The following is a 24203-nucleotide window of genomic DNA, read 5'->3' as shown; positions in this document are numbered from 1 at the left end:
AAACATACTGGCGGGATCTTCCGCTGGACATTCGCGTTGTCCCGCCCATGAACGCGCGCCATTTCTTTCACGCACCCAACGCGGCTTGATCGCCCTGCCCGAAAGCGCCACGCAATTGGCGACCGCCCACGCCGCCTGAAGGTTCGAATGACCACCAACACCACCACCGCCATTCTGCCGCCCATTCGTGTGGGCGAGCTCGACGATCAAGCCCGCGGCTTCATCGGCATCCTCTACCACTGGGGCCACACCCACTGGCTGCAGATCCTGATCGTGCTGGCGGTGGCGAGCGTAATCGTGATGGCGCTGCATTTCGTCCGGCGGCTTGCGCGGGCATATTGCAGGCGCAAGACCGGTCCGCGCGGCTGGTTCGGGGTCGCCGCGCGCGCGACCTTGCAGACCGGCAATGTCTTCATGGTCATCGCCGCCGCCAAAATCGTCACCGCCGATACCTTCGCCGGAACGCCGCGCGAGGTGCTTTCGCTCATCAACGTGCTGTGGGTCATCGTGGCGGTGTTCCAGGCGGCAATCTGGGCGCGCGAAATCATCCTCGGTACGATCGAACACCGCACTGGCGGCGATAGTTACGCGGGCGAGGCAATCGGCAGCGCGATGAACATCATCCGCCTGCTCGTCAGCTTCGCGGTGTTCGCGATCGCGGCAATCGTCGTGCTCGACAATCTCGGCGTCAACGTCACTGGCCTGATCGCAGGGCTTGGCGTCGGCGGCATCGCGATCGGTCTGGCGGCACAAGGCATCTTCGCCGATCTGTTCGCGGCGCTCGCGATCCTGCTCGACCGCCCGTTCCGGCGCGGCGACGCGATCAGCTATGACAAATCGGCGGGCACGGTCGAGGCGATCGGCCTGAAATCGACGCGCATCCGCGGCGTCACCGGCGAGGAGCGCATCGTCGCCAACAAGCAATTGCTCGAAAAGGAAATCATCAACAACACCCAGCGCGAATATCGCCGCGTGGTGTTCACGCTCGGGCTGGTGCAATGGACCCCGGTCGAGACGATGGAGGCGCTGCCTTCGATAATCAAGGATGTGGTCGAGGCGGGCGGCATGAAATTCGTGCGCGCCGGTTTCGTCACCTTCGGCGCGCAAAGCTATGATTTCGACGTCGAGTTCGATTCCCCCACCGCCGCCTTCCAGGAGTTTTACGACGCGCGCCACGCGGTTGGCCTCGCGATCATCCGTTGCCTGAACGACGCGGGCATCCAGCTTGCCTACCCGACCCAGACCAGCTTTACCGCCGCGCCCGACGGGCGGATGGTGCTGCCGTATCCAACGGACGATGCAGTACCGGCCCCGGCCAAGTCGGCCCCAAAGGGCACCAACGGTCGCACGGGCACCGGTGCCGCGCCAAGCGATTCCGCCGTCGATGGCGACGTCGGCACCGGCTGAACCGCTATAGCGAGCCCTCGTCGCCCTCCAGCGTATCGCGCTTGCGCCCGAAGATCTTCCCGAAGAAGCGTGAAATCGCCGCGCCCGCCACCGCAAGCCCGCCCAGGATCACCTTCCAGAAGCCGAACACGATCGCCAGCAGCCCCAGCTTCTTGGCCACCACCACGCCCGCGCCCGCCGCGACCAGCCCGGCCAGGCCATATTCGGCGGTCTTATCGACCGCCTTGTCATAATCGGCATAGGTCGCCCCGGGCGTAAACGCCGCCGCCTTGCCGAAATCGGTCGCCGCCGCGCGCACATCGGGCAAATGCTTCATGTCGGACAGCATGTTGAGGCTGAGCACGCCCTTCCGCCCGAGCAAGCGCACATCGTAATTCAGCGCATCGACCGGTGAATCCGAAAATTTGATGTCGCGCGCCCAGATCAGCGAATGCGCCGCCGGATCGTAAGACGGCTGCTGCGCCCAACCGACCAGGTGGATCGTCGGATAGCCGCCCTTCTGCCGCTCGGCATTGGCATCGGCTTCGCCCGCGCGAATGCTCTCGACGACCTTGTCATAATCCTCGGTCTTGGCGTCCTTGTCGGGAACATAGCCCGTGTCCTCATAGGTGACGATCGCACCCCAGACATTGTCGTAGATCGTGCGGCCCTTTTCGAACACGATGCCCAGCACCCCGTCGCCCGAGGAGGGCGGGTTGCCCCACACCTTGGTCAGGATCGTCTTGGCCTCGTCGGCGGGCACGAAATAATAGCGCTCGCCCAGATGCAGCACGGCGTGCGCGGCGGGAATGGCAACATCGCCGCTCTGCTTGTGCAGCCCCTTTTCGAAAGCGATCGCCTCGGGCGACAATTTCTGCGGCGCGCTGTCCTTCTGCGCGCCCGCTGCGGTGGCCAGCGTCAGTCCCAGGCCGAGCGCACACGCGCTGGCCACAGCCTTGAATGTCATCTGCTACCCCCCGGTCGGCGCGAGAATCACGCCGACCGAACAGGCCCCTAAATCCCGCCCTCGTCAAGGCCCGGCAGCGGGGCTTCCCGGCCATCTTCGGAGCAAGAGAGCAGGCCGACGAGCGCTCCTCCTCCCCTCCCTGGAAGGGAGGGGCTGGGGGTGGGTCGGCCCGCACGTCGAGCGCAGCCTCGGCCATCGGCCCACCCACCCCTCAATCCCCTCCCTTCCAGGGAGGGGAGGTGACAGCAGTCTCCGCGCCCCCGTTAAATGCCGCCCTCGTCAAGGCTCAGCAGCGTCGCATTGCCGCCCGCGCTGGTCGTGTCGACCGACACCGCGCGCTCGACCACGAAGCGGTGGAGATAATTGGGTCCGCCTGCCTTGGGGCCAGTGCCCGACAGCCCCTCACCGCCGAAGGGCTGCGACCCGACCACGGCACCGATCATCGAGCGGTTGACGTAGAGATTGCCGACTTGCGACAACGCCTCGGTCTCCTCGGCGGCGCGGGCGATACGGCTGTGCAGCCCCATCGTCAGGCCATAGCCCTTGGCATTGACCGCGCGGATCGTCTCGGCAAGCTTGCCCGACGGCCAGGTGACGACATGCAGGATCGGGCCAAACCACTCGGCGTTAAGGTCCTCGATCCGCGACAGCCGGATCAGCGTCGGCGGCACGAACAGCCCCTCGGCGGGGGCGTCCAGCGTCTTCAGCACATTCGCGCCCGCGCGATACGCCATGAGTTTGTCATAGGCGGCCTGGTCGATCACCGGGCCGACATCGGTCGCCGGATCGCCCGGATCACCCAGCCGCAGCGTGTCCATCGCGCCTTTCAGCATGGTGATCGTCGTCTCGGCGATTTCCTCCTGCAGCAGCAGCAGCCTGAGCGCCGAGCAACGCTGCCCGGCCGAGCGGAAGGCCGAGGTGACAACGTCCGCCACAACCTGTTCAGGCAGTGCGGTCGAATCGACGATCATCGCGTTGATCCCGCCCGTCTCGGCGATCAGCGGGACGATCGGGCGCGTGTCATCCTCCAGCAGCGAGCGGGCGATTTTCCGCGCGGTGGCGGTGGAGCCGGTAAAGGCGACCCCGGCGATACGCGGATCAGCGGTGAGGGCGGCACCGACCTCCGGCCCACCCGGCAGCAGGATCAGCGCGTCCTTCGGCACCCCCGCTTCGTGCGCCAGCTCGACCGCACGCGCGGCGATGCGCGGCGTCTGCGGCGCGGGCTTGGCGACGACAGTATTGCCCGTCACCAGCGCGGCAACGGTCTGGCCGAGGAAGATCGCCAGCGGGAAGTTCCACGGCGCGATCGTTGCCCACACCCCGCGCCCGGCATAGCGCAGCACATTGCGCTCGCCGGTTGGCCCGGGCAGCTCGACCGGCTGCAACCCATCGCGCGCGGCTCGCGCATAATACCGGCAGAAATCGACCGCTTCGCGCACCTCGCCCAGTGCGTCGGGAATGGTCTTGAAGGCTTCCTGGACGCAGATCGCCATCAGCTCGTCGCGGTGGATTTCGAGCAGGTCGGCGAGGCGATCGAGGCACGCGGCGCGCTCGGCGACCGGGGTGGCGGACCAGGCGGGGAAGGCGGCCATTGCTCTGCCAATCGCTTCTTCTGTTCCCCGGCGAAGGCCGGGGTCCAGGGTTACGGAAGACACCGCTTGAGACCCTGGGCTCCGGCCTTCGCCGGAGAACGAGACAGACTTTACCGTCTCGCGCAAAACCGCCCGATCCGCGAGGTCCAGCCCAGCCGAATTCCGCCGCCCCGCGCCGAACAGGTCGACCGGCAAAGGAATGCTCGGGTGCCGCGCGCCACCGACCGCCGCAATCTTCGCCACCGGATCGGCCAAAATCTCCGCCTCGGTCAGCCGCTCGTCGGCAAGTTGATGCACGAACGACGAATTCGCGCCATTCTCCAGCAAACGCCGCACCAGATAGGCCAGCAGGTCGCGATGCCCGCCGACCGGCGCATAAACGCGGCAGTGATAGCCCTGCTCACGCACCAGCCGTTCGTACAGCCCGTCGCCCATGCCGTGCAACCGCTGGAACTCAAAGTCGCGGGCATTGCCGGCCCATTCCATGATCGTCGCCACCGTCAGCGCATTGTGGCTGGCAAAGGCGGGGCGGATGTTGAGCGCGTCGAGCATGTCGCGCGCCACCGCCAGATAGGACACGTCGGTCGCCGCCTTGCGCGTGAACAGCGGATAGTCGCTCAGCCCCTCAACTTGCGCGCGCTTGATCTCGCTATCCCAATACGCGCCCTTCACCAGCCGCACGTTCATGATGCGGTCGAGCGCGCCCGCCCACGCCACCACCGGTCGCGCGCGCTTGCCGTAAGCCTGCACCGCCATGCCGAAACCGTCCCAGCCCTTCAGGCTCGGCAGCGCGGCGACCGTGCCGATGATGTCGAGGCTCATTTCGAGCCGCTCGCTCTCCTCGGCGTCGACCGTCAGCGCGATCCCCTTGTCCGCCGCCTGCACGGCCAGCGCCTCGAGCATTTCGGTGAGCGCGGGCACGCACTCATCCCAGCGCGCGACTTCATAGCGCGGGTGCAGCGCCGACAGTTTGACCGAGACCGAATGCCCCGCCGCTGGGTCCCGCCCGACCGCATCCACCGCATCGGTATAGGCACGGAAATAGCGCTGCGCATCGTCATGCGTCCGCGCCGCCTCGCCCAGCATGTCGAAGCTGGCGGTAAAGCCCTTATGCTCGGGCTTCTTCATCCGCTTCATCGCTTCGTCGATGGTGCGGCCCATCACGAAAATCTCACCCATCATCCGCATCGCAGCACCCACCGCCTGGCGCACGAACGGCTCGCCCGCGCGCGCGATCAGGCGACGCAGCGCACTTTGCGCCTGCCCCTCCCCCACCAGCGCGCGGCCAACGACCAGCCCCCAGGTCGCCGAATTGACCAGCATCGAGTTGGATTTGCCGGTGTGCGCGCGCCAGTCGGCATCACCCAGCTTGTCGGCGATCAACAGATCGGCCGTCTCGGGATCGGGCACGCGCAGAAACGCCTCGGCCAGCGACAGCAGCGCCACGCCCTCCGACGAATTGAGCCGATATTCCTGCAGGAACTGGTTGACCCAACCTTTGCCTTGCGCCGCGCGCAGGTCCGCGAGCAGCCCCAAAGCATGGCCCATCACCCGTTCGCGCGACTCGGGGGTGAGCGCGGCACGGTCGAGAAGCGACTTTAGAACATCGGGTTCGCTCGCGCGGTGCAGCGCACTCATGGATTTACGGGCGGCGGACGCTACGTCAAAGGTCATATTCCGGTTTCCGGTCGGTGTGAGGCTTGCGCGCGGGCACGGCGGATGCCATTTGCTTTGTCGCGCCTATGCGACGAAATCAGCTTCAGGGGAATGCCGTGACGACCGTTACAGTCCAGGAAATGGCAGGCCGGATCGGCACCGAACAGGTGTCCGACTGGGTCGAGGTCAGCCAGGAAATGATCGACAAGTTCGCCGATGCGACTGGCGACCACCAGTTCATCCACGTCAACCCGGCAATGGCGGCGATGACGCCGTTCGGCGGCACCATCGCGCACGGCTTCCTCACGCTGTCGCTGATGCCGCTGCTGTCGTCCAAGATCATCGACGGCGTGCAGATTGAAGGCGTCAAGATGGGCGTCAATTACGGGGGCAACAAGGTCCGCTTCCTGCAGCCCGTCCGCTCGGGCAAGCGCGTGCGCGGTCGGTTCAAGCTCTTGAGCTTCGACGAAAAGCGCCCCGGCCAGTGGCAGCAGACCAATGAATTCACGGTCGAGATCGAAGGCGAGGACAAGCCCGCGATGATCGCCGAATGGATCAGCCAGATTTTCGTGTGATGTAACCCATTTTCCCCTCCCGCCTGCGGGAGGGGTTAGGGGAGGGCAATTCCGACGCTCTCCCCACGCCCTCCCCCAGCCCCTCCCGCAAGCGGGAGGGGAGCAAGAAGGAAGAAACCCCATGCGTTCCGCCGTCATCGTTTCCACCGCCCGCACCCCGATTGGCCGCGCTTACCGCGGCGCCTTCAACAACACCCCCGCCCCGACGCTCGCAGCGCATTCGATCCGCGCTGCCGTGGAGCGCGCCGGCATCGAAGGCGGCCAGGTCGACGACCTCGTCTTCGGCGCAGCACTCCAGCAGGGCCATCAGGGCGGCAACATCGCGCGCAACGCGTTGCTGCGCGCAGGCCTCCCGGTCAGCGTCCCCGGCATGTCGGTCGATCGCCAGTGCGCCAGCGGCCTGATGGCGATCGCCACCGCCGCCAAGCAGATCATCACCGACAATATGGACATCACCATCGGCGGCGGCGTGGAGAGCATCAGCCTCGTCCAGACCCCGCAAATGCGCGTCGCCGCCGACCCTGAGCTGATCGCGATGCACAAGGATGTCTATATGACGATGCTCGGCACCGCCGAGACCGTCGCCAAGCGTTACACTATCAGCCGCGACCTCTGCGACGAATATGCGCTCCAGTCGCAGCAGCGCACCGCCGCCGCGCAGGCCGCCGGTTATTTCGACGCCGAAATCATCCCCGTCACCGCCAACATGGCCATCACCAACAAGGAGACCAAGGAGGTCACCTATAAGGAGGTGACGCTGACCAAGGACGAAGGCAACCGCCCCGAAACCACGCTTGAAGGCCTGAAGGCACTGCAGCCGGTGATGGGCCCGGGCATGAACGTGACGGCGGGCAACGCCTCGCAGCTTTCGGATGGCTCCTCGGCGGCGGTGCTCATGGAGGAAAAACTCGCCGAAAAGCGCGGGCTGCAACCGCTTGGCCGCTATGTCGGCATGGCAGTGGCGGGCACCGAGCCCGACGAAATGGGCATCGGCCCGGTCTTCGCCATCCCCAAGCTGCTCGGACGCTTCAACCTGAAGATGGACGATATCGGCCTGTGGGAGCTGAACGAAGCGTTTGCGGTGCAAGTGCTGTATTGCCGCGACAAGCTCGGCATCCCCAACGACCTGCTCAACGTCAACGGCGGCGCGATCTCGATCGGCCACCCTTATGGCATGACCGGCGCGCGCGGCACCGGCCACGCGCTGATCGAAGGCAAGCGCCGTGGCGCGAAATACGTCGTGGTGACGATGTGCATCGGCGGCGGCCAGGGGGCGGCTGGGTTGTTCGAGGTGCTGTGATTGCTTAGCGCTTCGGCGGGGTTGGGAGAGGCGGCGTCGGGCAACCGGCGCCGCTTTTTTGCGGGGCGGGGCGGGATGCGCCGCATTTCGATCATCGAATGCCGAGCGACCAACATACAAAACTGGATATTTGTTACTCTGCCTCGTCGTCGGGTTTAAAAGGGTCGATCTGTGGGCTAACTGGAATCATGCCGCTCGGTCGAAATGTCAGCCCCGGATGGGCACCGGCTAACAACACACCGTGCTCAAGCACATATCCGACCGGAATCTTGGGATTGTTGATGTCCTTGCCTCCATCTGCATGCCATTTGGCTTCTTGCTTCGCAAACCAAGGCTCAAGCTGCCACGGCTTCATCAAGTGGACGCAGACCAGTTCAATGCCGCGATACATAGCAAAGACCCAATCTACCTGCCGATATTTTGCAAGGATGACGGGGTTGAGGTGATGGTGCGTCGAAAAGGTCTTGGTCAGATCGAGGTTCACCGACTTTAGCTCATACTCCAGACCAAGCTCATCAACGGCGTCATTGCCCTCCCGGCCCGGCAGCACTGTCAGCCCTAAAGTAAGAATGACCTGCAACAGCTTGCCGCCATTGTCCTGGAATATGTCGTTGATACCGTGCTGGTTAGCCAGCGCCTGATATTCGCGGATCGCGGGCATCAGCCTGTCCATGCGAGCCTTATCAGGATGCGCCTTCATTCTGCTTGCCCTGTCAGCAAGCACGACGGCGGCACTGCAAGAGCGGCGGCCAGCTTCCCGATGTTGTCCAGTGATATGTTGCGCTCGCCGCGTTCAACGGCACCGACGAACGTGCGGTGCAAGGTCGCTTTATCTGCCAAGGCCTCTTGGCTTAGGCCTTGCTCCTTCCGCAACCTCCGTAAATTATCAGCAAGGGTAGCGCGGAGGTGCGAATCATCAGTTTCCATGCTTGTGATGGACAGGGAATGATGCAATTACGTCTACAGCATATACGTAGCATATTAAAGGATCGCCTGTGTCACCATCTCTCGCATATCGGACTGTTCACGGCGAAGCATGGTGTGGTGATTCACTCGATTTGCTTGCGAGACTAGACGACAACAGCGTCAATCTGGTGATGACCAGCCCGCCCTTTGCCCTGCTCAGGAAGAAGGAATACGGGAACGAGGATCAGCACGACTACATCGACTGGCTGGCGCAGTTCGCGGCTCTGGTGCATCGCAAGCTAACGGCTGATGGCAGTTTCGTTCTGGACCTTGGCGGGGCCTATCAGAAGGGGACACCTACGCGCAGCCTCTACAATTTCCGCATCCCAATCCGCTTCTGCGACGATTTAGGCTTCTTCCTAGCCGAAGACTTCTACTGGTATAATCCGGCGAAGCTGCCCAGCCCGATCGAATGGGTGAACAAGCGCAAAATCAGGGTCAAGGATGCTGTGAACACCGTCTGGTGGTTCAGCAAGACAGAGTGGCCCAAGGCTGACGTTACCAAGGTGCTGGCTCCCTACAGCGACCGCATGAAAAAACTGCTCGCGGACCCCGACGCCTTCTACAAAGCGAAGGACCGCCCCAGCGGCCACGACATTGGCATGGGTTTCGGAAAGGACAATGGCGGTGCTATCCCATCAAACCTCTTGCAGATACCGAACACCGACAGCAACGGCGGATACCTTCGCGGTTGCAAGACCGTTGGTGGCAAGGGACATCCGGCGCGTTTTCCGCCAAAGCTGCCTGAATTTTTCATCAAGATGCTGACTGAACCGGGTGACCTAGTCGTCGACATTTTTGCTGGTTCAAACACAGCGGGCCAAGTGGCTGAATCGCTTGGTCGCCGCTGGCAAGCGTTTGAACTGAGCCGCGACTATCTTGCCGCTTCCGCATTTCGGTTTCTCGATCCCGGCGCTGGCGACGATGAGCTACGCTCTATCCATGCCGCCATTGCAAACGGCGAAACGCTGGATCTGCGTGGTCAGTTTGGGTTATTAGCAACCGCCGCTGAGTAGAACATTCGCCCGACGCCACATTTGCAGCGCGCCTGGCGGATCTTACCGCCCCCTCACCCGTGCGCCTTCATCCACTCCTCAACAACCGGGGCCACCTTCGTCCGCCATTTCGAGCCGTTGAAGATGCCGTAATGCCCGGCGCCCTCGGCCATGTAATAGCGCTTCTTGTCCTCGGGGAGGCTGGTCGAGATGGTCAGCGCGGCCTTGGTCTGGCCCAACCCTGAAATATCGTCGCGCTCGCCCTCGATCGCCAGAATCGCGATGTCGGTGATCGCGGCGGGGTCGACCACGCGGCCGCGGTGCATCATCGTGCCCTTGGGCAGCGAATGGTCCTGGAACACCACGTCGATCGTCTGCAGGTAGAATTCGGCGGTCATGTCGCAAACCGAGCGATATTCCTCGTAGAAATCCTTGGTCGCCTCGGCTTCCAGATCCTCGCCCTGCACCAGATGTTTGAACATCTCGTAATGCGACATCAGATGGTTGCCGAGGTTCATCGACATGAAACCCGCCAGTTGCAGGAAGCCGGGATAGACGCGCCGCCCCGCACCGGGGAAGTTGCCGGGGATCGTCGCGATCACATTCTGGCTGAACCAGCTATGCGGCCGCTCGGTCGCCAGCGTGTTGACCGCGGTCGGCGCTTCGCGCGTGTCCACCGGTCCACCCATCATCGTCAGCGTCTTGGGGCGGGCCGGGTTGTTGTCCGCGCTCATCACGCAGGCGGCGGCGTAGCACGGCACCGATGGCTGGCACACCGCGAGCATATGCGTGCCGCCCTGCCCCGCATTGGTGCCGATTGTTTCCAGAAATTCGATCAGATAATCGACATAATCGTCGAGATCGAACTTGCCCTCGGACAGCGGCACGAGCTTCGCGTCGCGCCAATCGGTGATATACACGTCCGCCACCGGCAGCATCCGCTCGACCGTGCCGCGCAACAGGGTTGCGTAATGGCCCGACATCGGCGCGACGATCAACAGCTTGGGGCCGCCCTCCACGCCCTTGCGCTTGAAGTGCAGCAATTGCCCAAAGGCTTTGCGCAGCACGATCTCTTCGTTGATCTCGACCGTCTTCCCGTCGATCGTGGTGAAATCGAGGCCAAAGGCGGGCTTGCCGCGCGGCGCGGCGGCGTGCGCGAACACCTCCAGCGCGGAGCTGAGAATCTGCCCCCCGCCAAAATAGGAGAAGGGGTTCGCCGGATTGCTGAGCATCCCGGCGCTGAGGTCAGCCATCGCGCTGGCCCCGGCCAACAGCGATTTCTGCATTTCATAAGCGTTGTACAACATACCGGACCTTCTAGCAGGCAAATCTCATCATAGCATCAAACTTATGCCGCGATGCCGCAATCGGCAATCCATACGTTCCATCGGGCGTTTCGGAGGCGGTCAGTATCCACGTTGAGGGCGGGCGCGGTCCCTGCTAGGCGCTTGGCGCATGGCAGACCCCCAAACCGCTTCCCCCAGCGAACCCGCGCAACGCAAGCTCAGCAGCCTGGCGATGGTGTGGCGCTATGCCCGCCATTATCCGGCGCAATTGGCGATCGCGCTTGGTGCGTTGCTCGTCACCTCGGCCACGACGATCTATATTCCGTGGACCTTCAAATCAGTCATCGATCGCGGCTTTTCGCATGGCAGCGACATGGCGCATGTCGACCGCACTTTCTATCTGCTGTTCGCGGTGGTGCTGGTGCTGGGGATCGCCACTGCGATTCGCTTCTATTTCGTATCGTGGCTGGGCGAACGCACCGTCGCCGACGTGCGCATCGCGGTGCAGAACAATCTGCTCAACCTGACGCCGCGCTGGTTCGAGGAGAATCGCCCGTCCGAAATCGCCTCGCGCCTCACCGCCGATACCGGCCAGATCGAAATGGCGGTCGGCACCACCGTGTCGGTCGCGCTGCGCAATGTCATCACCGGCATTGGCGGGGTCGTCTCGCTGTTCGTGCTGGCGCCGAAGCTCGCCGGCATGATCCTGATCGGCATTCCGCTGACGCTGGTGCCGATCATCCTGCTCGGTCGTCGCCTGCGCACGCATTCGCGCACCAGCCAGGACCGCATCGCCGATATCGGCGCGATGGCGGTCGAGGTGTTCTCGGCAATGAAGATCGTGCAGGCGTTCGGGCAGGAACGGCGCGAGGCGGCGCGCTTCGCCGATGCCGTGACGCGCAGCTTCACCGCCGCCAAACGCCGCATCTTCCTGCGCGCGCTGCTCACCGCCTTGTTCATCACGCTGATCTTCGGCGCGATCACGCTGTTGTTGTGGAGCACCGTCGCCGATGTCGCGGCGGGGCGGCTGTCGGCGGGGTCGCTCACCGCATTTCTGGCGACATCGGTGCTGGTCAGCGGTGCGTTCGGGTCGCTGAGTGAAGTCTATGGCGATTTGCTGCGCGCGTCGGGCGCAGCCGAACGGTTGGCCGAATTGCTCGGTGAAAAGCCCGAAATCGCCGCCCCTGCCAAGCCAATCACGCTGCCGCAGCCGCCGCGCGGGACGATCGAATTCGACCATGTCGAGTTCCGCTACCCCACCCGGCCCGATGTGGCCGCGCTGCACGATTTCTCGCTGTCGGTCGCGCCGGGCGAGACGGTGGCGATCGTCGGCCCCTCAGGCGCGGGCAAGACCACGCTGTTCCAGTTGATCCAGCGTTTTTATGACCCCGCGACGGGCGCAGTGAAGATCGACGGCGTCGACTTGCGCACCGCCGACCCCGCCGAAGTGCGCGCACGCATCGCGATGGTGCCGCAGGAAACGGTAATCTTCGGGGCCTCGGCGCGCGACAATTTGCGCTATGGCCGCTGGGACGCGCATGACGACGAATTGTGGGCCGCTGCCGAGGCCGCCAATGCCGCCGAATTCCTGCGAAAATTGCCCGAAGGGCTCGACACCTTCCTCGGTGAAAGCGGCGCGCGCCTGTCAGGCGGGCAACGCCAGCGCGTCGCGATTGCGCGCGCGCTGCTGCGCAACGCCCCGGTCCTGTTGCTCGACGAAGCCACCAGCGCACTCGACGCCGAGAGCGAACGCCTGGTCCAGCAAGCGCTCGAACGGCTGATGGCGGAGCGCACCACGCTCGTCATCGCGCACCGCCTCGCCACTGTACGCGCGGCGGAACGCATCGTCGTGATGAGCGACGGGCGCATCGTCGAACAGGGCTCGCACGGCACGCTGGTCGAACAAAACGGCCTCTACGCCCGCCTCGCCAGCCTGCAATTCAGCGAAGCGGCATAACCTCCCGCGAAGCGGCCCAACTCCGTAAGCGGAATGCACTGCCCCCACCCCACACGCGTCCTTCTCCGCGTCTCCGCGCCTCCGCGTGAACCACCCTTCTCTTGTTCGCGCGGAGCCGCGGAGCCGCGGAGAGAAGACAAGAAGCCCCCTTCCGCTTGCGGGAGGGGCTGGGGGAGGGCATGATCCAGCCAAACCGCACGGCGCGATCGGCCCCTGCCCGACCACGTCCGCCAAGCGGGAAGGGAGAGACATGCGCGATTTCGACATCATCGTTTTCGGGGCCACCGGCTTTACTGGCCGTCTGGTCGCCGAATATCTCGTTCAAAGCGGTGCACCGCGCTGGGCGATGGCCGGGCGCTCCGCCGCCAAGCTGGCCGAAGTGCGCGATCTGATCGGCGCGCCCGCCGACACGGCGCTGCTCACCGCCGATTCCGAAAACCCTGCCAGCCTGCGCGCCTTGTGCGAACGCACCAAGGTGATGCTCACCACGGTCGGCCCGTATCAGCTTTATGGCAGCGATCTCGTCGCCGCCTGTGCCGAAACCGGCACCGCCTATGTCGATCTGTGCGGCGAACCCGCCTGGATGCGCCACATGATCGACGCGCACCACGCCACCGCGCAACGCAGCGGCGCGCGCATCGTCTTTTCCTGCGGGTTCGATTCGATCCCGTTCGACCTCGGCGTGCTGACGCTGCAGGAGGCCGCCCGCGCCAAATTCGGCGCGCCCGTGCCACGCGTGAAGGGCCGTGTGCGGAAAATGCAGGGCGGCTTTTCGGGTGGCACCGCCGCCAGCCTGAAGGCAACGCTCGCCGCCGCCGCCAAGACCCCCTCGATCCTCGGCCTGCTCACCAACCCGTTCGCGCTCACGCCGGGCTTTACCGGTCCGCATCAGCCGACCGGCCTGATCCCCGAATATGACCGCACGATCGAGGCATGGGTCGCGCCCTTCATCATGGCGCCGATCAACACCAAGAACGTCCACCGCACCAACTTCCTGCTGGGCGAACGCTTCGGCGCCGACTTCGTCTATGACGAGATGATGGTCGCGCCCGGCCTTGGCGAGATGGGCAAGGCCGCCGCCGAAGCGATCGCGCGGATCAACCCGCTTGCGAGTGACAAGGGCCCCAAGCCCGGCGAAGGCCCGTCCAAGGAAGAGCGCGACGCCGGTTTCTACGACCTGCTGTTCCTCGGCGAGGGCACGAACGGCGAACGCATCGATTGCGTCGTCACCGGCGACAAGGACCCGGGCTATGGCTCGACCAGCAAGATGATCGCCGAAACCGCGCGCTGCCTGGTCGAGGATGTGGCGGGAGACGGCGGCATCTGGACGCCCGGCGCGCTGATGGGGAAGGCGTTGGCGGAGCGGCTACAGGCGAAAGCGGGGCTGACCTTCCGCTGCGGGTGATGGCGACGGTAAGATTTGGGGCGGGAACACTCATATTCTCTCCTTTTCCACGCGCGCGCCGAAAAGGATTCAACATGACGTCCTCGATCGAATTTGAGCCGCTGGTAGAGTTCCCGGAGGATCCGTTCGACGCCGCACGGATATACCTTTCCGTGATGGCCTATCCGGAACTAGGCGCGGGCCAGCCGGGCGGACTGGGAGTTCCGTTTATCGCGGCCCTGTGGCAGTATGCTGTTTGGGATATCCGCAAAGCACGCGGGCTTGCCGCGTTACGCGAAAAATTCCGAGATCAAACGTTCGAAAGTCCGCGCAAGCGTGATTTTGAAGGCGCGCTCAATCGCGGTATTGCGCGACTTGAACGACGCTCGGCGGCTTACACAATCATCGGCAACCAATTGGTCAACGGGATGCTGAACGGTATTCTCCGCGCCCAGGAGTTGGTTCGCGACGGCCGCGACATCGAGGCGTTCGTGCGCCCACTCGGTGACGACAGACCCAACCCGATCCGAAGTCAAATCATCGCCGACGAGACCCCATCCCCGCGGAAAATCGTACAGCGCGACCTGCCTGCCTGGTCGAAAAGGCTTGGCCTAAACACCACTGGGGCTTCAGCCGACCCATCGCGCAAGGCAAAAGACTTAATCCGACGCGGCTTCATCGAATCACGGCCTGTCCTGCACCTCGCACACGGTCTCAACATGATCCTCGCTGACGATCAGGACAAGTTGCACGGCTGGGGCGAACAGCACTGGTTACTCATCCTGCTATGGAATTGTGACGCTTGGGTCTGGAAAGCTCTCGACCTAGCGATTGCTTGGCGTGAGGTGAGCCGCTTCTCGGACTACGGCCTCCCCTCGACGGAGCAAATGATCGAGCTAGTGAAACCAAAAAAGTGCGGGATAATGCACCCTGCCGAAGATGCGAGTTCTATTTCATAAGCCTCCTTAGAAAGGAGGACACAATGACGATATCGGAAGTTACCTCGCTTCTCGGCGCACTAGCCACAGTCCTAACTGCCCTCGCCGGCGTAATCGCTGCTTGGCGAAACGACCGGCGCTAATAGCCTAGTCCGCTATACCGAACCAAAGTGCGTAAAAATGGTCTGTAGGAGGCAAGCGAAGACCCGAAATCCATGCCAACCCTGTCTTACAAAGCCCGCTCAGCGATACCGCCACCGCTCTTAAAGCCCGCCGCGTCCTCCCCGCGCAAGCCCACAGAAACTCCAAAAACCCTCAACACCCTACCGCTTCTTCCCCTGATGCCGGATGTTCGCCGGCCGCCCGCGCCGCTTGATCACACGCGCTGGCCCCTTGCCGCGTGTTTCGCGCTCTGCGCCGCCAACCGGCCCCTCGACCATCTCGAAGCGCAAAGCGCCCGACACCGGGTTGGCCTCGGCCAATCGCAGCGGCAGCTTCTGGCCGCTGGCGAAGACCGTGCCGCTATGTTCGCCGACCAGCGTGCGGCTGGCCTCGTCGAAGCGGAAATACTCGCCGCCCAAACTGGCGCCCAGATCGCGCACCGGCATCAACCCGTCGCCGCCAATCCCCTCGACCGTCGCGAAGAAGCCGAAATTGGTCACCCCAGTGATGCGCGTCTCCAGCACTTCGCCGACCTTTTCGCTTAAGAACGCCGCGACATAGCGGTCGATCGTGTCCCGCTCGGCCTCCATCGCGCGGCGTTCGAGCATCGAGATGCTCTCGCCGATCCGCTCCATCGTCGCGGCTTCGCCTTCGGTCAGCCCACCGGGGCCGAGATCATAAGCGGCGACCAGCGAACGATGCGCGATCAGATCGGCATAGCGCCGGATCGGCGAGGTGAAGTGGCCATAACTGCCCAGCGCCAGCCCGAAATGCCCCATATTGGCAGGCGCATAATAAGCCTGGGTCTGCGTGCGCAGCACTTGCTCCATGATCTGCGGGCGCGCGTCGCTGTCGATCACTTTGTCGAGGATCTGGTTGAAGGTCTTGGGCCGCACCACCTGGCCGAGCGCGAACTCGATGCCATAGGTCTTGAGATAGTCCTTCAGCGCGACCAGTTTCTCGCGGCTCGGCTGTTCGTGGACGCGGTACATGACCGGCGCCTTCTTCGCCTCCAGCGCCTTGGCCGCGGCGACATTGGCGGCGATCATATAATCCTCGATCAACTTATGCGCATCGAGCCGCTCGCGCGGCGCAACCGACAGGATGCGGCCCTTCTCGTCGAGCACGACGCGGCGTTCGGGCAGATCGAGATCGAGCGGCGCGCGCGCCGCGCGGGCCTTGGACAGCGCCTTCCAGCAGCCCCACAGCGGGAGGAGGGCTTGCAGCAGATCTCCCCTCCCGCCTGCGGGAGGGGTTGGGGGAGGGGAAAGTCCAGCATCGGCGGTGGGTGAAGCTGAGCCCTCCCCCAGCCCCTCCCGCGAGCGCGAGGGGAGCATTGCCGCATCCACCATCGCCTGCGCATCCTCATAAGCGAGGTTCGCCGCGATCCGCACCACCGCGCGGGTGAAGCGCCACGATTTCAACGCGCCGCCTTTGCTCACCTGCAAATGGCAGACAAGCGCCGCGCGATCGACGCCCTCCTTCAGCGAGCACATCTCCGCCGACAGGCTTTCGGGCAGCATCGGCACCACGCGGTCGGGGAAATAGACGCTGTTGCCGCGCCGCCGCGCCTCGCGGTCGAGGCTCGATCCCGGGCGGACGTAGAAGGACACATCGGCAATCGCGACGATCGCCTTCCACCCGCCGTCATTGGCCGGGTCATCATCGGGCGCGGCCCACACCGCATCGTCATGGTCGCGCGCATCGGCCGGATCGATCGCGATGATCGGCAGGTGGCGGAGGTCTTCTCTCGATCCTCCCCGGAACGGGGAGGGGGGCGTCAACGAGCGCTCCGCTTGCGGCACGCCCCCTCCACCCTTCGCTATAGGCTCAGGGTCCCCCTCCCCGTGCCGGGGAGGATTGATGGGGCCTAGCGGCTGCGCCGCCACGCGTACCGCCTCGTCCAGCGTTTCCGCCGAGAACACGTCGGGAATGCCGAGCTTGTGGATCGCGATCAACGAGAAGCTGCGCGGCGCGAACGGGTCGCCCAGTACTTGCGTCACGCGCACGGTGATGCGCGGCGGGCGCCCGGCTTTTTCAGCCAGCACCAGATCGCCAACCTGCGCGTCACCCGCATCGGACACCTGGAATTCGCGGCGTTCCTTCTTCTCCACGCCCTGCAGCCACAAGGTGGAACCCTCCTGCCGCAGCACGCCGAGCACCAGTTCCTCGCCCTTGGGCAGCGTCTTCATCGGGTGCGCGATCCAGCCCTTGCCCGCTTCCTCGGTGCGCGCGAGGATGCGGTCGCCTACGCCCAGTGCGCCCTGCTTGCGCTCGCGCACGCGCACGCGCAGCTTGGGCGCGGGCGTCTCCGCTTCCCAGCGTTCGGGCACGGCCCAGGCGGTGCCGCTATCGTCGACATCGGCGATGCGCAGCACGGTCACCTTGGGCAGCCCGCCAAGCTTGTGGAAGGCGCGGCCGGGGGCACTGTCGATCAACCCCTCATCGGCCATGTCCTTCAACAGCGCCTTCAGCAGGATTTTGTCCTGCGCGGTCAGCCCGAAGGCGCGCGCGATCTCGCGCTTGCCCGCCGGGGTTGGCGAGGCCGAGATGAAATTAAGGATCTGCTCGCGGGTCGGCAGGCCGGGCGTGCGCTTTATCGGTTTGGGCATCGCTCAAGCGATACGCCACCCGCGCCCAAACGGCAAAGGGCCCGCCACCCCGGAGGATGACGGACCCTTGCCCCCCCGACCGCTGTCGTTCAGAACTTGCCGCGAAGCGTCACGCCATAGGTGCGTGGCTCGGCAAGGAACGCCGAAATCGTCTGGTTTGCGGTGCCGCCAAACGCCTGAACGTTGGCAACGCTGCCCGATCCCTGGAACGGCGTGTTGAACGCGACTTGCTCATATTGCGTGTTGGTCAGGTTCTGCGCCCACACCTCGATCGCCCACTGCTCCTTGGGCCCGCGAATGCCGACACGGGCGTTGACGGTGGTGAAGGCATCCTGCTTCTTTTCAGGGAACAAGTCGGAGCCCGTGTTATAATCGCTGGTGGTGCGCTGATCGACATAGATCAGGCCCGACAGGCCCGAATTGCCCAAGCGCGGCGTCCAGGCGATGCTGCTCGTCACGACATTGCGTGGTGCGTTGGACAGCGCTTGCCCCGGCAGCAGGAACAATGCCGGATCGAGCGCGGCGCCGGTGTTGCGGCCAACCAGATTGTTGCGGAACTTCGTGTCGGCCAGCGTATAGCCGGCGGTGAAGGCGACATTGCGCGTCGGATAGACCGCGGCCTCAACCTCGACACCGCGCGCCCGTACCCCGGATTGCACATTACCCGGCGCGCACACCCCCGTCGATCCGGACGCATCGCGATCCGCGCCTGCCAGATCGGTCGAGCAGGAGTCGATATTCTGCACCAGGAACACCGAGCCGTTGAAGGTGTTGAGCTGGAAGTCCTTGAAATCCTGCTGGAACGCCGCGACGTTCAGGTTGAAGCGGTGGCTGGTATATTTGACGCCGACTTCATAGGCGTTGACCTTCTCGGCATCGAACTGGAGGTTCGCGGTGCTGAAGCCCGCCCCACGCCCGCCGAACTGGCGCGGGTCGGTCGGCGAGAAGATCGGCTGGCCCAGGGCCGAACGATCGAGGTTGAAGCCACCCGCCTTATACCCGCGCGAATAGCTGGCATAGGTCAGCACGCCCGTGGTCGGCTTCCACGACAGCACGGCCGTTCCGGTGAACTCGCCTTCCTTGCGCTTGTCGCTGAGCTTCAGCGTATTCAGCGCCGAGCTGGAATTGCCCTGACAGGTCAGGTTGACGACGCCCGCAGCAAGCGCTTGCAGCGAGGCCGGCAAAGGCGTCGCACCCCCGGTCAGATACGGCGCGAAAAAGGCCTGCTGCGTCGGGCAGGCGGTGTTGGTGTTGTTGAAATCCGCCCGGAACGTCTTTTCTTCATGCGTGTACCGCAGGCCCAACGTCAGATCGAGCGTCGGGGTGATATGCACGATATTGTGCGTGAAAAAGGCGAAGTTGCGGCTGCGCTGATAGTAATTGGCGTTGTTGTCACCGACACTGTTGACCGTGCTCAACCGGTTGAGCCCTGCGATGAAAATCGGCGCGGCCCCTCCGAACGCCCCGTTCAACGTCGCAATGCCTGCCGGGCTGAGACAGCCAGCCGCAGCGGGATTACGAAGCGCAGCAGCGGAATTGATCGTCGCGACCAACCGGCACGCCGCGAACGCGCCATATTGCGCACCGAATTTGAGATTGTCGCGAACCGTCAGGTCTTCATTGGAAAAATACCCGCCGACAAGCCAGTCGAGCCGGTCCTTGAACAACGATCCCTGCAGGCGAAGCTCTTGCGAAAACGTCTTGAACTGACGGAACGCATTGCCGTCTGCCGCGCGATACAACAAATCGACATTGCTGTAATCGACGTCGCCTGGGCCCTCCGCTTTATATTCGCGATAGGCGGTGATCGAGGTCAACGCGACATCGCCGATCTTCCAGTTGATTTCGCCCGAAATACCGCCGTCGGTCGTTTTTCCGCGGAAGCTGCGCCCCGGCGTATCGGAGGTAAGGCGATTATACGGCGTCGCGTTGGCGGGATAGACGCCGCCCGGGAACACGCCGCCAAGGCTGGTCAGCACATCGGTGATGCGATTGGTGCGCGAGGCATAATCATGCTCGGGATTGGTCCCGGCGGCGCCCGGCGTCGGATCAAAGGTTTCGGCGGTCGAAACATAGACAGCCGCGCAACACGATTCGACGCGGTGGGTGTAATCCCCGATCAGGCGCACCGACAGGTCGGCAGTGGGTTGATACAGCAACTGCCCGCGCACGAAATAGCGATCGCGATTGTTGAGGCGTTCGCCGGTCACCGCGTCGTTGTAAAAGCCGTCACGCCGTGAATAGACGCCATCGAGGCGCGCCGCAATCGTCTCGGTAATCGGGCCGGTAATGCTGCCCGAAGCGCGGAACGCGTTGTAATTGCCATAGGTCAGCTCGCCATTGGCCCCGAAGGTGAAGCTCGGCTGCTTGGTGATGATGTTGAGCAAACCGGCGCTGGCATTGCGCCCGAACAGCGTCCCCTGTGGGCCGCGCAGCACTTCGATCCGGTCGATTTCGCCCAAATCGTTGAGGCCGGCCCCGGTGCGGCTGCGATAAACGCCGTCGATGAAGGTCGCGACCGAGCTTTCCAGACCGGGATTGTCCCCCACTGTGCCGATGCCGCGAATGCGCGCCGAACCGTTCGCTTCCGATCCGGTCGACGACACCAACAAGGACGGCGCGAGCTGGTTGAGCTGCCGGATGTCGTTCGCGCCCGAATTGGCAAGTGAAGCCGACGACACCGCGGAAACCGCCAAGGGCACGTCCGAAAGCAGCGAATTACGGCGCGTCGCCGTCACGATGATGTCACGGGTGGGTTCTTCCGCAGCGTCGGCCGCCGCCGGAGCCTGCACGGCTTCCGGCGACGACGACGGCACCCCGGTTGCCGGCGCGGTCTGCGCCGATGCTGGCATGGCAATCCCAAGCGCAAGCGCGGACATGGCACATGCAGACAACAAGGCGTTCGTCATATCACTCTCCCCGAAGGGCCGGAACGCTAATCGGCTCCGTACCCTGTCATCGAATTTAGTCGGGAACGGAGCCGCGTCAAGCATGGAAACGTTGTAAATGGCCGCCCCGGTATAGGAGTTTTACGGAGTTGCGACAAAAATGACACGACCGAAACGGCCAGAACGGACCTTCGAAACGCGCCCGGTCGGGATACGATAACGAAGACACTCCCATGCAGGTCAGTATCCGTTCAACCGCGCGAAGCGTTCCCGGTGGAAAGCGGCATTGCCCCACATCGTCTCCAAAATACGTGCCCGTTTGATGTAGAAGCCCGCATCATGCTCATCGGTCATGCCGATGCCGCCATGCAGTTGGATCATCTCGCGGCTGACAAGGTGGAGCGTGTCGCCGGCAATCGCCTTGGCAAGGCTGACCGCCTGGTCGACATCCGATCGCCCGGCGTCGATCGCCTCAAGCGCGCCTTCAACCGCCGAGCGCATCAGCTCAAGCTCGGTGAACATCTTGGCCATACGATGCTGCAGCGCCTGGAAGGTCGAGAGCATTTGCCCGAATTGCACACGCGTCTTCAAATAATCGTTGGTGGTGTTGAAGGCTTGCTCCGCCATGCCCAGCATTTCCGCGCATACCGCCGCCGTCGCGCGATCGATCACATGCGCGGTGAGCGCGGTATCGCCGAGCCGTTCCGCCGGGGCATCCACAAAGGTGACCTGCGCATGGCTGCGCGAATCGGTCATGTGGCGTGGGGAGCGCGTTAGCCCGGCATCGCCGGCAACCAGATACAAACCGTCCTCTGCGGCGACGACAAACACGCCCGCGCTATCGCCTTCGGCGACGAACGCTTTGGTCCCGCTCAGCCTTCCGTTCACGACCCTGGTCGCGATTCTGGCCGGATCATGCACCGGCCCCTCGTCCACCGCGAGCGTGGCGACCACTGCACCGCTGGCGATGCGCGGCAACCACTCGGCCTTCACCGCATCCGAGCCACCAAGGACGATCGCGCTCGCCGCCGCCGAGGTCGCTGCGAGCGGCGATGCCGCCAGATTGCGCCCGAGCTGCTCGAGCACGAGCCCAAGTGAAAGATAGCCAAAAGCGGTGCCACCAAACGCCTCGGGAATGACAATGCCCGCCACCCCCATTTCGGACAGCGCTTGCCACGCCGCCGGATCATAGCCCTCAACCGGCGCCGCGGCGCGCATTTTGCGAAAGGCGGTGACGGGCGATTCCTTGTCGGACCACTCGCGCACCATGTCGCGCAGCATCGTCTGTTCTTCGTTGAGTACGGCCATGTCGCAATCCCCGCCCTGTTTTTGTGGGAAAGTTGTGTGGGAAACGGGGGAGAATGGCTTCTGCCATCCTTCACCCCGCCCCTCTCCGGCCCGCCGCAGTTGCGGCAGCCTATCTGAAATTACTGGTGATCGAGCATCCCGAGGATGCGCTTCGAAATCACGTTGTTCTGGATCTCGGTCGAGCCGCCATAGATCGACACTGCTTTGCCCCACAGCCAGGTGCGCGTCTGGGTCAGTTCCTCTTCGCTGAACCCCTCGCCTTCCCAGCCGAGCCCGGCCATGCCCATGATCTCGATCGACAGTTCGGCGCGTTCCTGCGTGATGCGCGCGCCGACATTCTTCATGATCGAGGTCGCCGCCGACGGCCCCTGGTTCGACTTGGCTTCCAGCGCGGCACGGCGCAGCGTCAGCGCAAAGGCGCGGCTGTCCATTTCATGCCGCACGATGCGCATCCGCAAATCGCTGTCGGGCACGCGGCCCTGCTCGTCCGCACCGCGATATTCCTTGGCGAGCGCGCCCATCGCCTTGCCCGCGAACAACCGCGAAGCCCCGCCGCCGCCCGACAGGCTGTTGCGCTCATGCTGGAGCAGGCGCGTGCCGATTTCCCAGCCCTGCCCCTCGCGCCCGACCAGATTTTCCTTGGGCACCTTCACATTGGTGAAGAAGGTTTCGCAAAACGGCGATTGGCCCGAAATCATGCGGATCGGCCTCACCTCAACGCCGGGCGAAGTCATGTCGAGCAGCAGGAAGCTGATGCCGCCGTGCTTTTGCGATTTGTCGGTGCGCACCAGCGCGAAGCACTTGTCGGCCCACTGCCCGCCCGACGTCCAGGTCTTCTGCCCGTTGACGATATAATGGTCGCCCGCATCCTCGGCGAAGGTCTGCACATTGGCGAGGTCCGACCCGGCATTAGGCTCGGAATAGCCCTGGCACCAGCGCACATCGCCCTTGGCGATCGCAGGGATATGTTCGTGCTTCTGCGCCTCACTGCCATATTCGAGCAAGGTCGGGCCGAACATCATCACGCCCATGCCGCCAATCGGGTTCCACGCGCCAATTCGCGCCATCTCTTCCTGCAGGATGCGAATCTCGGCCTTGTCGAGCCCGCCGCCGCCATAGGCCGCCGGCCAGCCGGGAACGCCCCAGCCCTTTTCCCCCATCGCGGTTTTCCACGCGATTTCGTCGGCGGACAGTTCCGTTGGCCCCTCCAGCGCGGACAAGGCATTGTCCTTGCCCTTGAGCGCGGGCGGAAAATTAGCCGCCAGCCACGCACGCGCCTCCGCCCGAAACCCCTCTGAAGTGGTCGCTGGAGCGTCGAGTTCGGGCGCAGTAGCCATAAAACCTATCCTTGATGGACGAATCTGAAGATTGGGTATGGGCGTGCGATGCCACAGTTCCCGGTGCAAGAAAAGCCTGATTGCGTGCCCGTCGTCGGCGCGCCCGGCGATGCGCTTGTGGACTAACCGGCCCACTCCCATCTCCCGCGCATCGACCCAATAGGAGCATTGCCCATGATCGACCTGCATTACTGGCCCACCCCGAACGGCCACAAAATCACGCTGTTCCTGGAAGAAGCCGGGGTCGAGTATCGCATCGTGCCGGTCAACATCGGCACTGGCGAACAATTCCAGCCCGATTTCCTGAAAATCGCGCCCAACAATCGGATGCCCGCGATCGTCGATCACGATCCCGTCGATGGCGGCGAACCGATCGCGATTTTCGAATCCGGCGCGATTCTGCTGTACCTTGCCGACAAATATGGCGCCTTCATCGGCACCGATCTGCGCAGCCGGACCGAGACGATCCAATGGCTGATGTGGCAGATGGGCGGCCTTGGCCCGATGCTCGGGCAGAACCACCATTTCAGCGGCTATGCGCCCGAGAAAATTCCTTATGCAATCAACCGTTATGTCAATGAAACCAATCGTTTATACGGCGTGCTCGATCGCCGCCTCGCCGACCGCGACTTCCTGACCGATGCCTATTCGATCGCCGATATGGCGTGCTATCCGTGGATCGTCCTCTATGAGCGCCAAGGCCAGAATCTCGACGATTTCCCCAACGTAAAGCGTTGGTTCGAGGCCATCGCCGCCCGCCCGGCGACCATCACTGCCTATGCCAAGGGTGCCGCCGTCAGCGAGAATAAGCTGATGACCGAAGAGGCGAAGAAAATCCTGTTCGGGCAAACCGCGAAGGTGCTGGGATAGTTGATCCTCCCCGTTCCGGGGAGG

At 63.8% G+C, this 24203-nt stretch carries 17 protein-coding genes; 8 read left to right on the top strand and 9 right to left on the bottom strand.

Annotated features, from left to right (window positions below; all coding sequences use genetic code 11):
• The first annotated feature begins 147 nt into the window (after positions 1 to 147).
• Entirely contained in the window at positions 148 to 1407 is a 1260-nt protein-coding gene (locus WC704_RS09170; protein WP_372889619.1) for a mechanosensitive ion channel family protein, read from the top strand.
• A 4-nt stretch (positions 1408 to 1411) separates the two neighbouring features.
• Here the strand turns inward: WC704_RS09170 and WC704_RS09165 are convergent, their stop codons facing one another.
• Together WC704_RS09165 and putA are read right to left on the bottom strand one after the other, a co-directional pair.
• The gene (locus tag WC704_RS09165; RefSeq protein WP_372889618.1) at positions 1412 to 2353 is read right to left on the bottom strand and encodes a DUF2167 domain-containing protein; all 942 of its coding nucleotides are present in this window, start codon (positions 2351 to 2353) and stop codon (positions 1412 to 1414) included.
• 263 nt (positions 2354 to 2616) lie between these two features.
• Complete coding sequence (putA, locus tag WC704_RS09160; RefSeq protein ID WP_372889617.1) at positions 2617 to 5619, bottom strand: bifunctional proline dehydrogenase/L-glutamate gamma-semialdehyde dehydrogenase PutA; 3003 nt, start codon at positions 5617 to 5619, stop codon at positions 2617 to 2619.
• Between the two features lie 122 nt (positions 5620 to 5741).
• Between putA and WC704_RS09155 the strand changes: the two genes are divergently transcribed.
• Positions 5742 to 6176 carry a MaoC family dehydratase gene (locus tag WC704_RS09155; RefSeq protein ID WP_372889879.1) on the top strand — a complete coding sequence of 145 codons (435 nt, stop codon included), beginning with the start codon at positions 5742 to 5744 and terminating at the stop codon, positions 6174 to 6176.
• A gap of 121 nt (positions 6177 to 6297) precedes the next feature.
• Positions 6298 to 7476 carry an acetyl-CoA C-acyltransferase gene (locus WC704_RS09150; RefSeq protein ID WP_372889616.1) on the top strand — a complete coding sequence of 393 codons (1179 nt, stop codon included), beginning with the start codon at positions 6298 to 6300 and terminating at the stop codon, positions 7474 to 7476.
• Between the two features lie 133 nt (positions 7477 to 7609).
• Here the strand turns inward: WC704_RS09150 and WC704_RS09145 are convergent, their stop codons facing one another.
• Positions 7610 to 8176 (bottom strand): hypothetical protein, encoded by a 567-nt coding sequence (locus WC704_RS09145; protein ID WP_372889615.1) that lies wholly within the window; start codon positions 8174 to 8176, stop codon positions 7610 to 7612.
• Positions 8173 to 8403, bottom strand: coding sequence for a helix-turn-helix domain-containing protein (locus WC704_RS09140; protein WP_372889878.1), 231 nt, complete (start codon positions 8401 to 8403; stop codon positions 8173 to 8175). The genes WC704_RS09145 and WC704_RS09140 overlap by 4 nt, the downstream gene beginning before the upstream one ends.
• A gap of 68 nt (positions 8404 to 8471) precedes the next feature.
• Between WC704_RS09140 and WC704_RS09135 the strand changes: the two genes are divergently transcribed.
• Positions 8472 to 9458, top strand: coding sequence for a site-specific DNA-methyltransferase (locus WC704_RS09135; RefSeq protein ID WP_372889614.1), 987 nt, complete (start codon positions 8472 to 8474; stop codon positions 9456 to 9458).
• 53 nt (positions 9459 to 9511) lie between these two features.
• Here WC704_RS09135 and WC704_RS09130 read toward each other — a convergent pair whose 3' ends face one another.
• Positions 9512 to 10744 carry a polyhydroxyalkanoate depolymerase gene (locus WC704_RS09130; protein ID WP_372889613.1) on the bottom strand — a complete coding sequence of 411 codons (1233 nt, stop codon included), beginning with the start codon at positions 10742 to 10744 and terminating at the stop codon, positions 9512 to 9514.
• 148 nt (positions 10745 to 10892) lie between these two features.
• On the opposite strand from WC704_RS09130, the gene WC704_RS09125 reads away from it, so the two are divergent.
• From WC704_RS09125 to WC704_RS09115, 3 genes are all read left to right on the top strand, one after another.
• Positions 10893 to 12680, top strand: coding sequence for an ABC transporter transmembrane domain-containing protein (locus tag WC704_RS09125; protein ID WP_372889612.1), 1788 nt, complete (start codon positions 10893 to 10895; stop codon positions 12678 to 12680).
• Between the two features lie 250 nt (positions 12681 to 12930).
• Positions 12931 to 14085: a trans-acting enoyl reductase family protein gene (locus WC704_RS09120; protein WP_372889611.1), complete on the top strand. Its 1155-nt coding sequence runs from the start codon at positions 12931 to 12933 to the stop codon at positions 14083 to 14085.
• A 74-nt stretch (positions 14086 to 14159) separates the two neighbouring features.
• Entirely contained in the window at positions 14160 to 15023 is an 864-nt protein-coding gene (locus tag WC704_RS09115) for a hypothetical protein (RefSeq protein ID WP_372889610.1), read from the top strand.
• A 302-nt stretch (positions 15024 to 15325) separates the two neighbouring features.
• On the opposite strand, the gene WC704_RS09110 is transcribed toward WC704_RS09115, so the two are convergent.
• The 4 genes from WC704_RS09110 to WC704_RS09095 all read right to left on the bottom strand — a co-directional run bounded on the left by WC704_RS09110 (position 15326) and on the right by WC704_RS09095 (position 23309).
• Complete coding sequence (locus WC704_RS09110) at positions 15326 to 17776, bottom strand: ribonuclease R family protein (RefSeq protein WP_372889609.1); 2451 nt, start codon at positions 17774 to 17776, stop codon at positions 15326 to 15328.
• 89 nt (positions 17777 to 17865) lie between these two features.
• A complete protein-coding gene (locus WC704_RS09105) occupies positions 17866 to 20685 on the bottom strand; it encodes a TonB-dependent receptor (protein WP_372889608.1) in 2820 nt (939 codons plus the stop codon).
• A 219-nt stretch (positions 20686 to 20904) separates the two neighbouring features.
• Positions 20905 to 21972: an acyl-CoA dehydrogenase family protein gene (locus WC704_RS09100; protein ID WP_372889607.1), complete on the bottom strand. Its 1068-nt coding sequence runs from the start codon at positions 21970 to 21972 to the stop codon at positions 20905 to 20907.
• A gap of 119 nt (positions 21973 to 22091) precedes the next feature.
• Positions 22092 to 23309, bottom strand: coding sequence for an acyl-CoA dehydrogenase family protein (locus WC704_RS09095; RefSeq protein WP_372889606.1), 1218 nt, complete (start codon positions 23307 to 23309; stop codon positions 22092 to 22094).
• A gap of 174 nt (positions 23310 to 23483) precedes the next feature.
• Between WC704_RS09095 and WC704_RS09090 the strand changes: the two genes are divergently transcribed.
• A complete protein-coding gene (locus WC704_RS09090) occupies positions 23484 to 24179 on the top strand; it encodes a glutathione binding-like protein (RefSeq protein ID WP_372889605.1) in 696 nt (231 codons plus the stop codon).
• Positions 24180 to 24203 lie beyond the last annotated feature (24 nt).

The sequence above is a fragment of the Sphingomonas sp. genome (assembly GCF_041661885.1).
Lineage (GTDB): Bacteria > Pseudomonadota > Alphaproteobacteria > Sphingomonadales > Sphingomonadaceae > Sphingomonas.
Note: the sequence above shows the minus strand (reverse complement) of the source record. Positions and strands in the feature narration are given on the sequence as shown.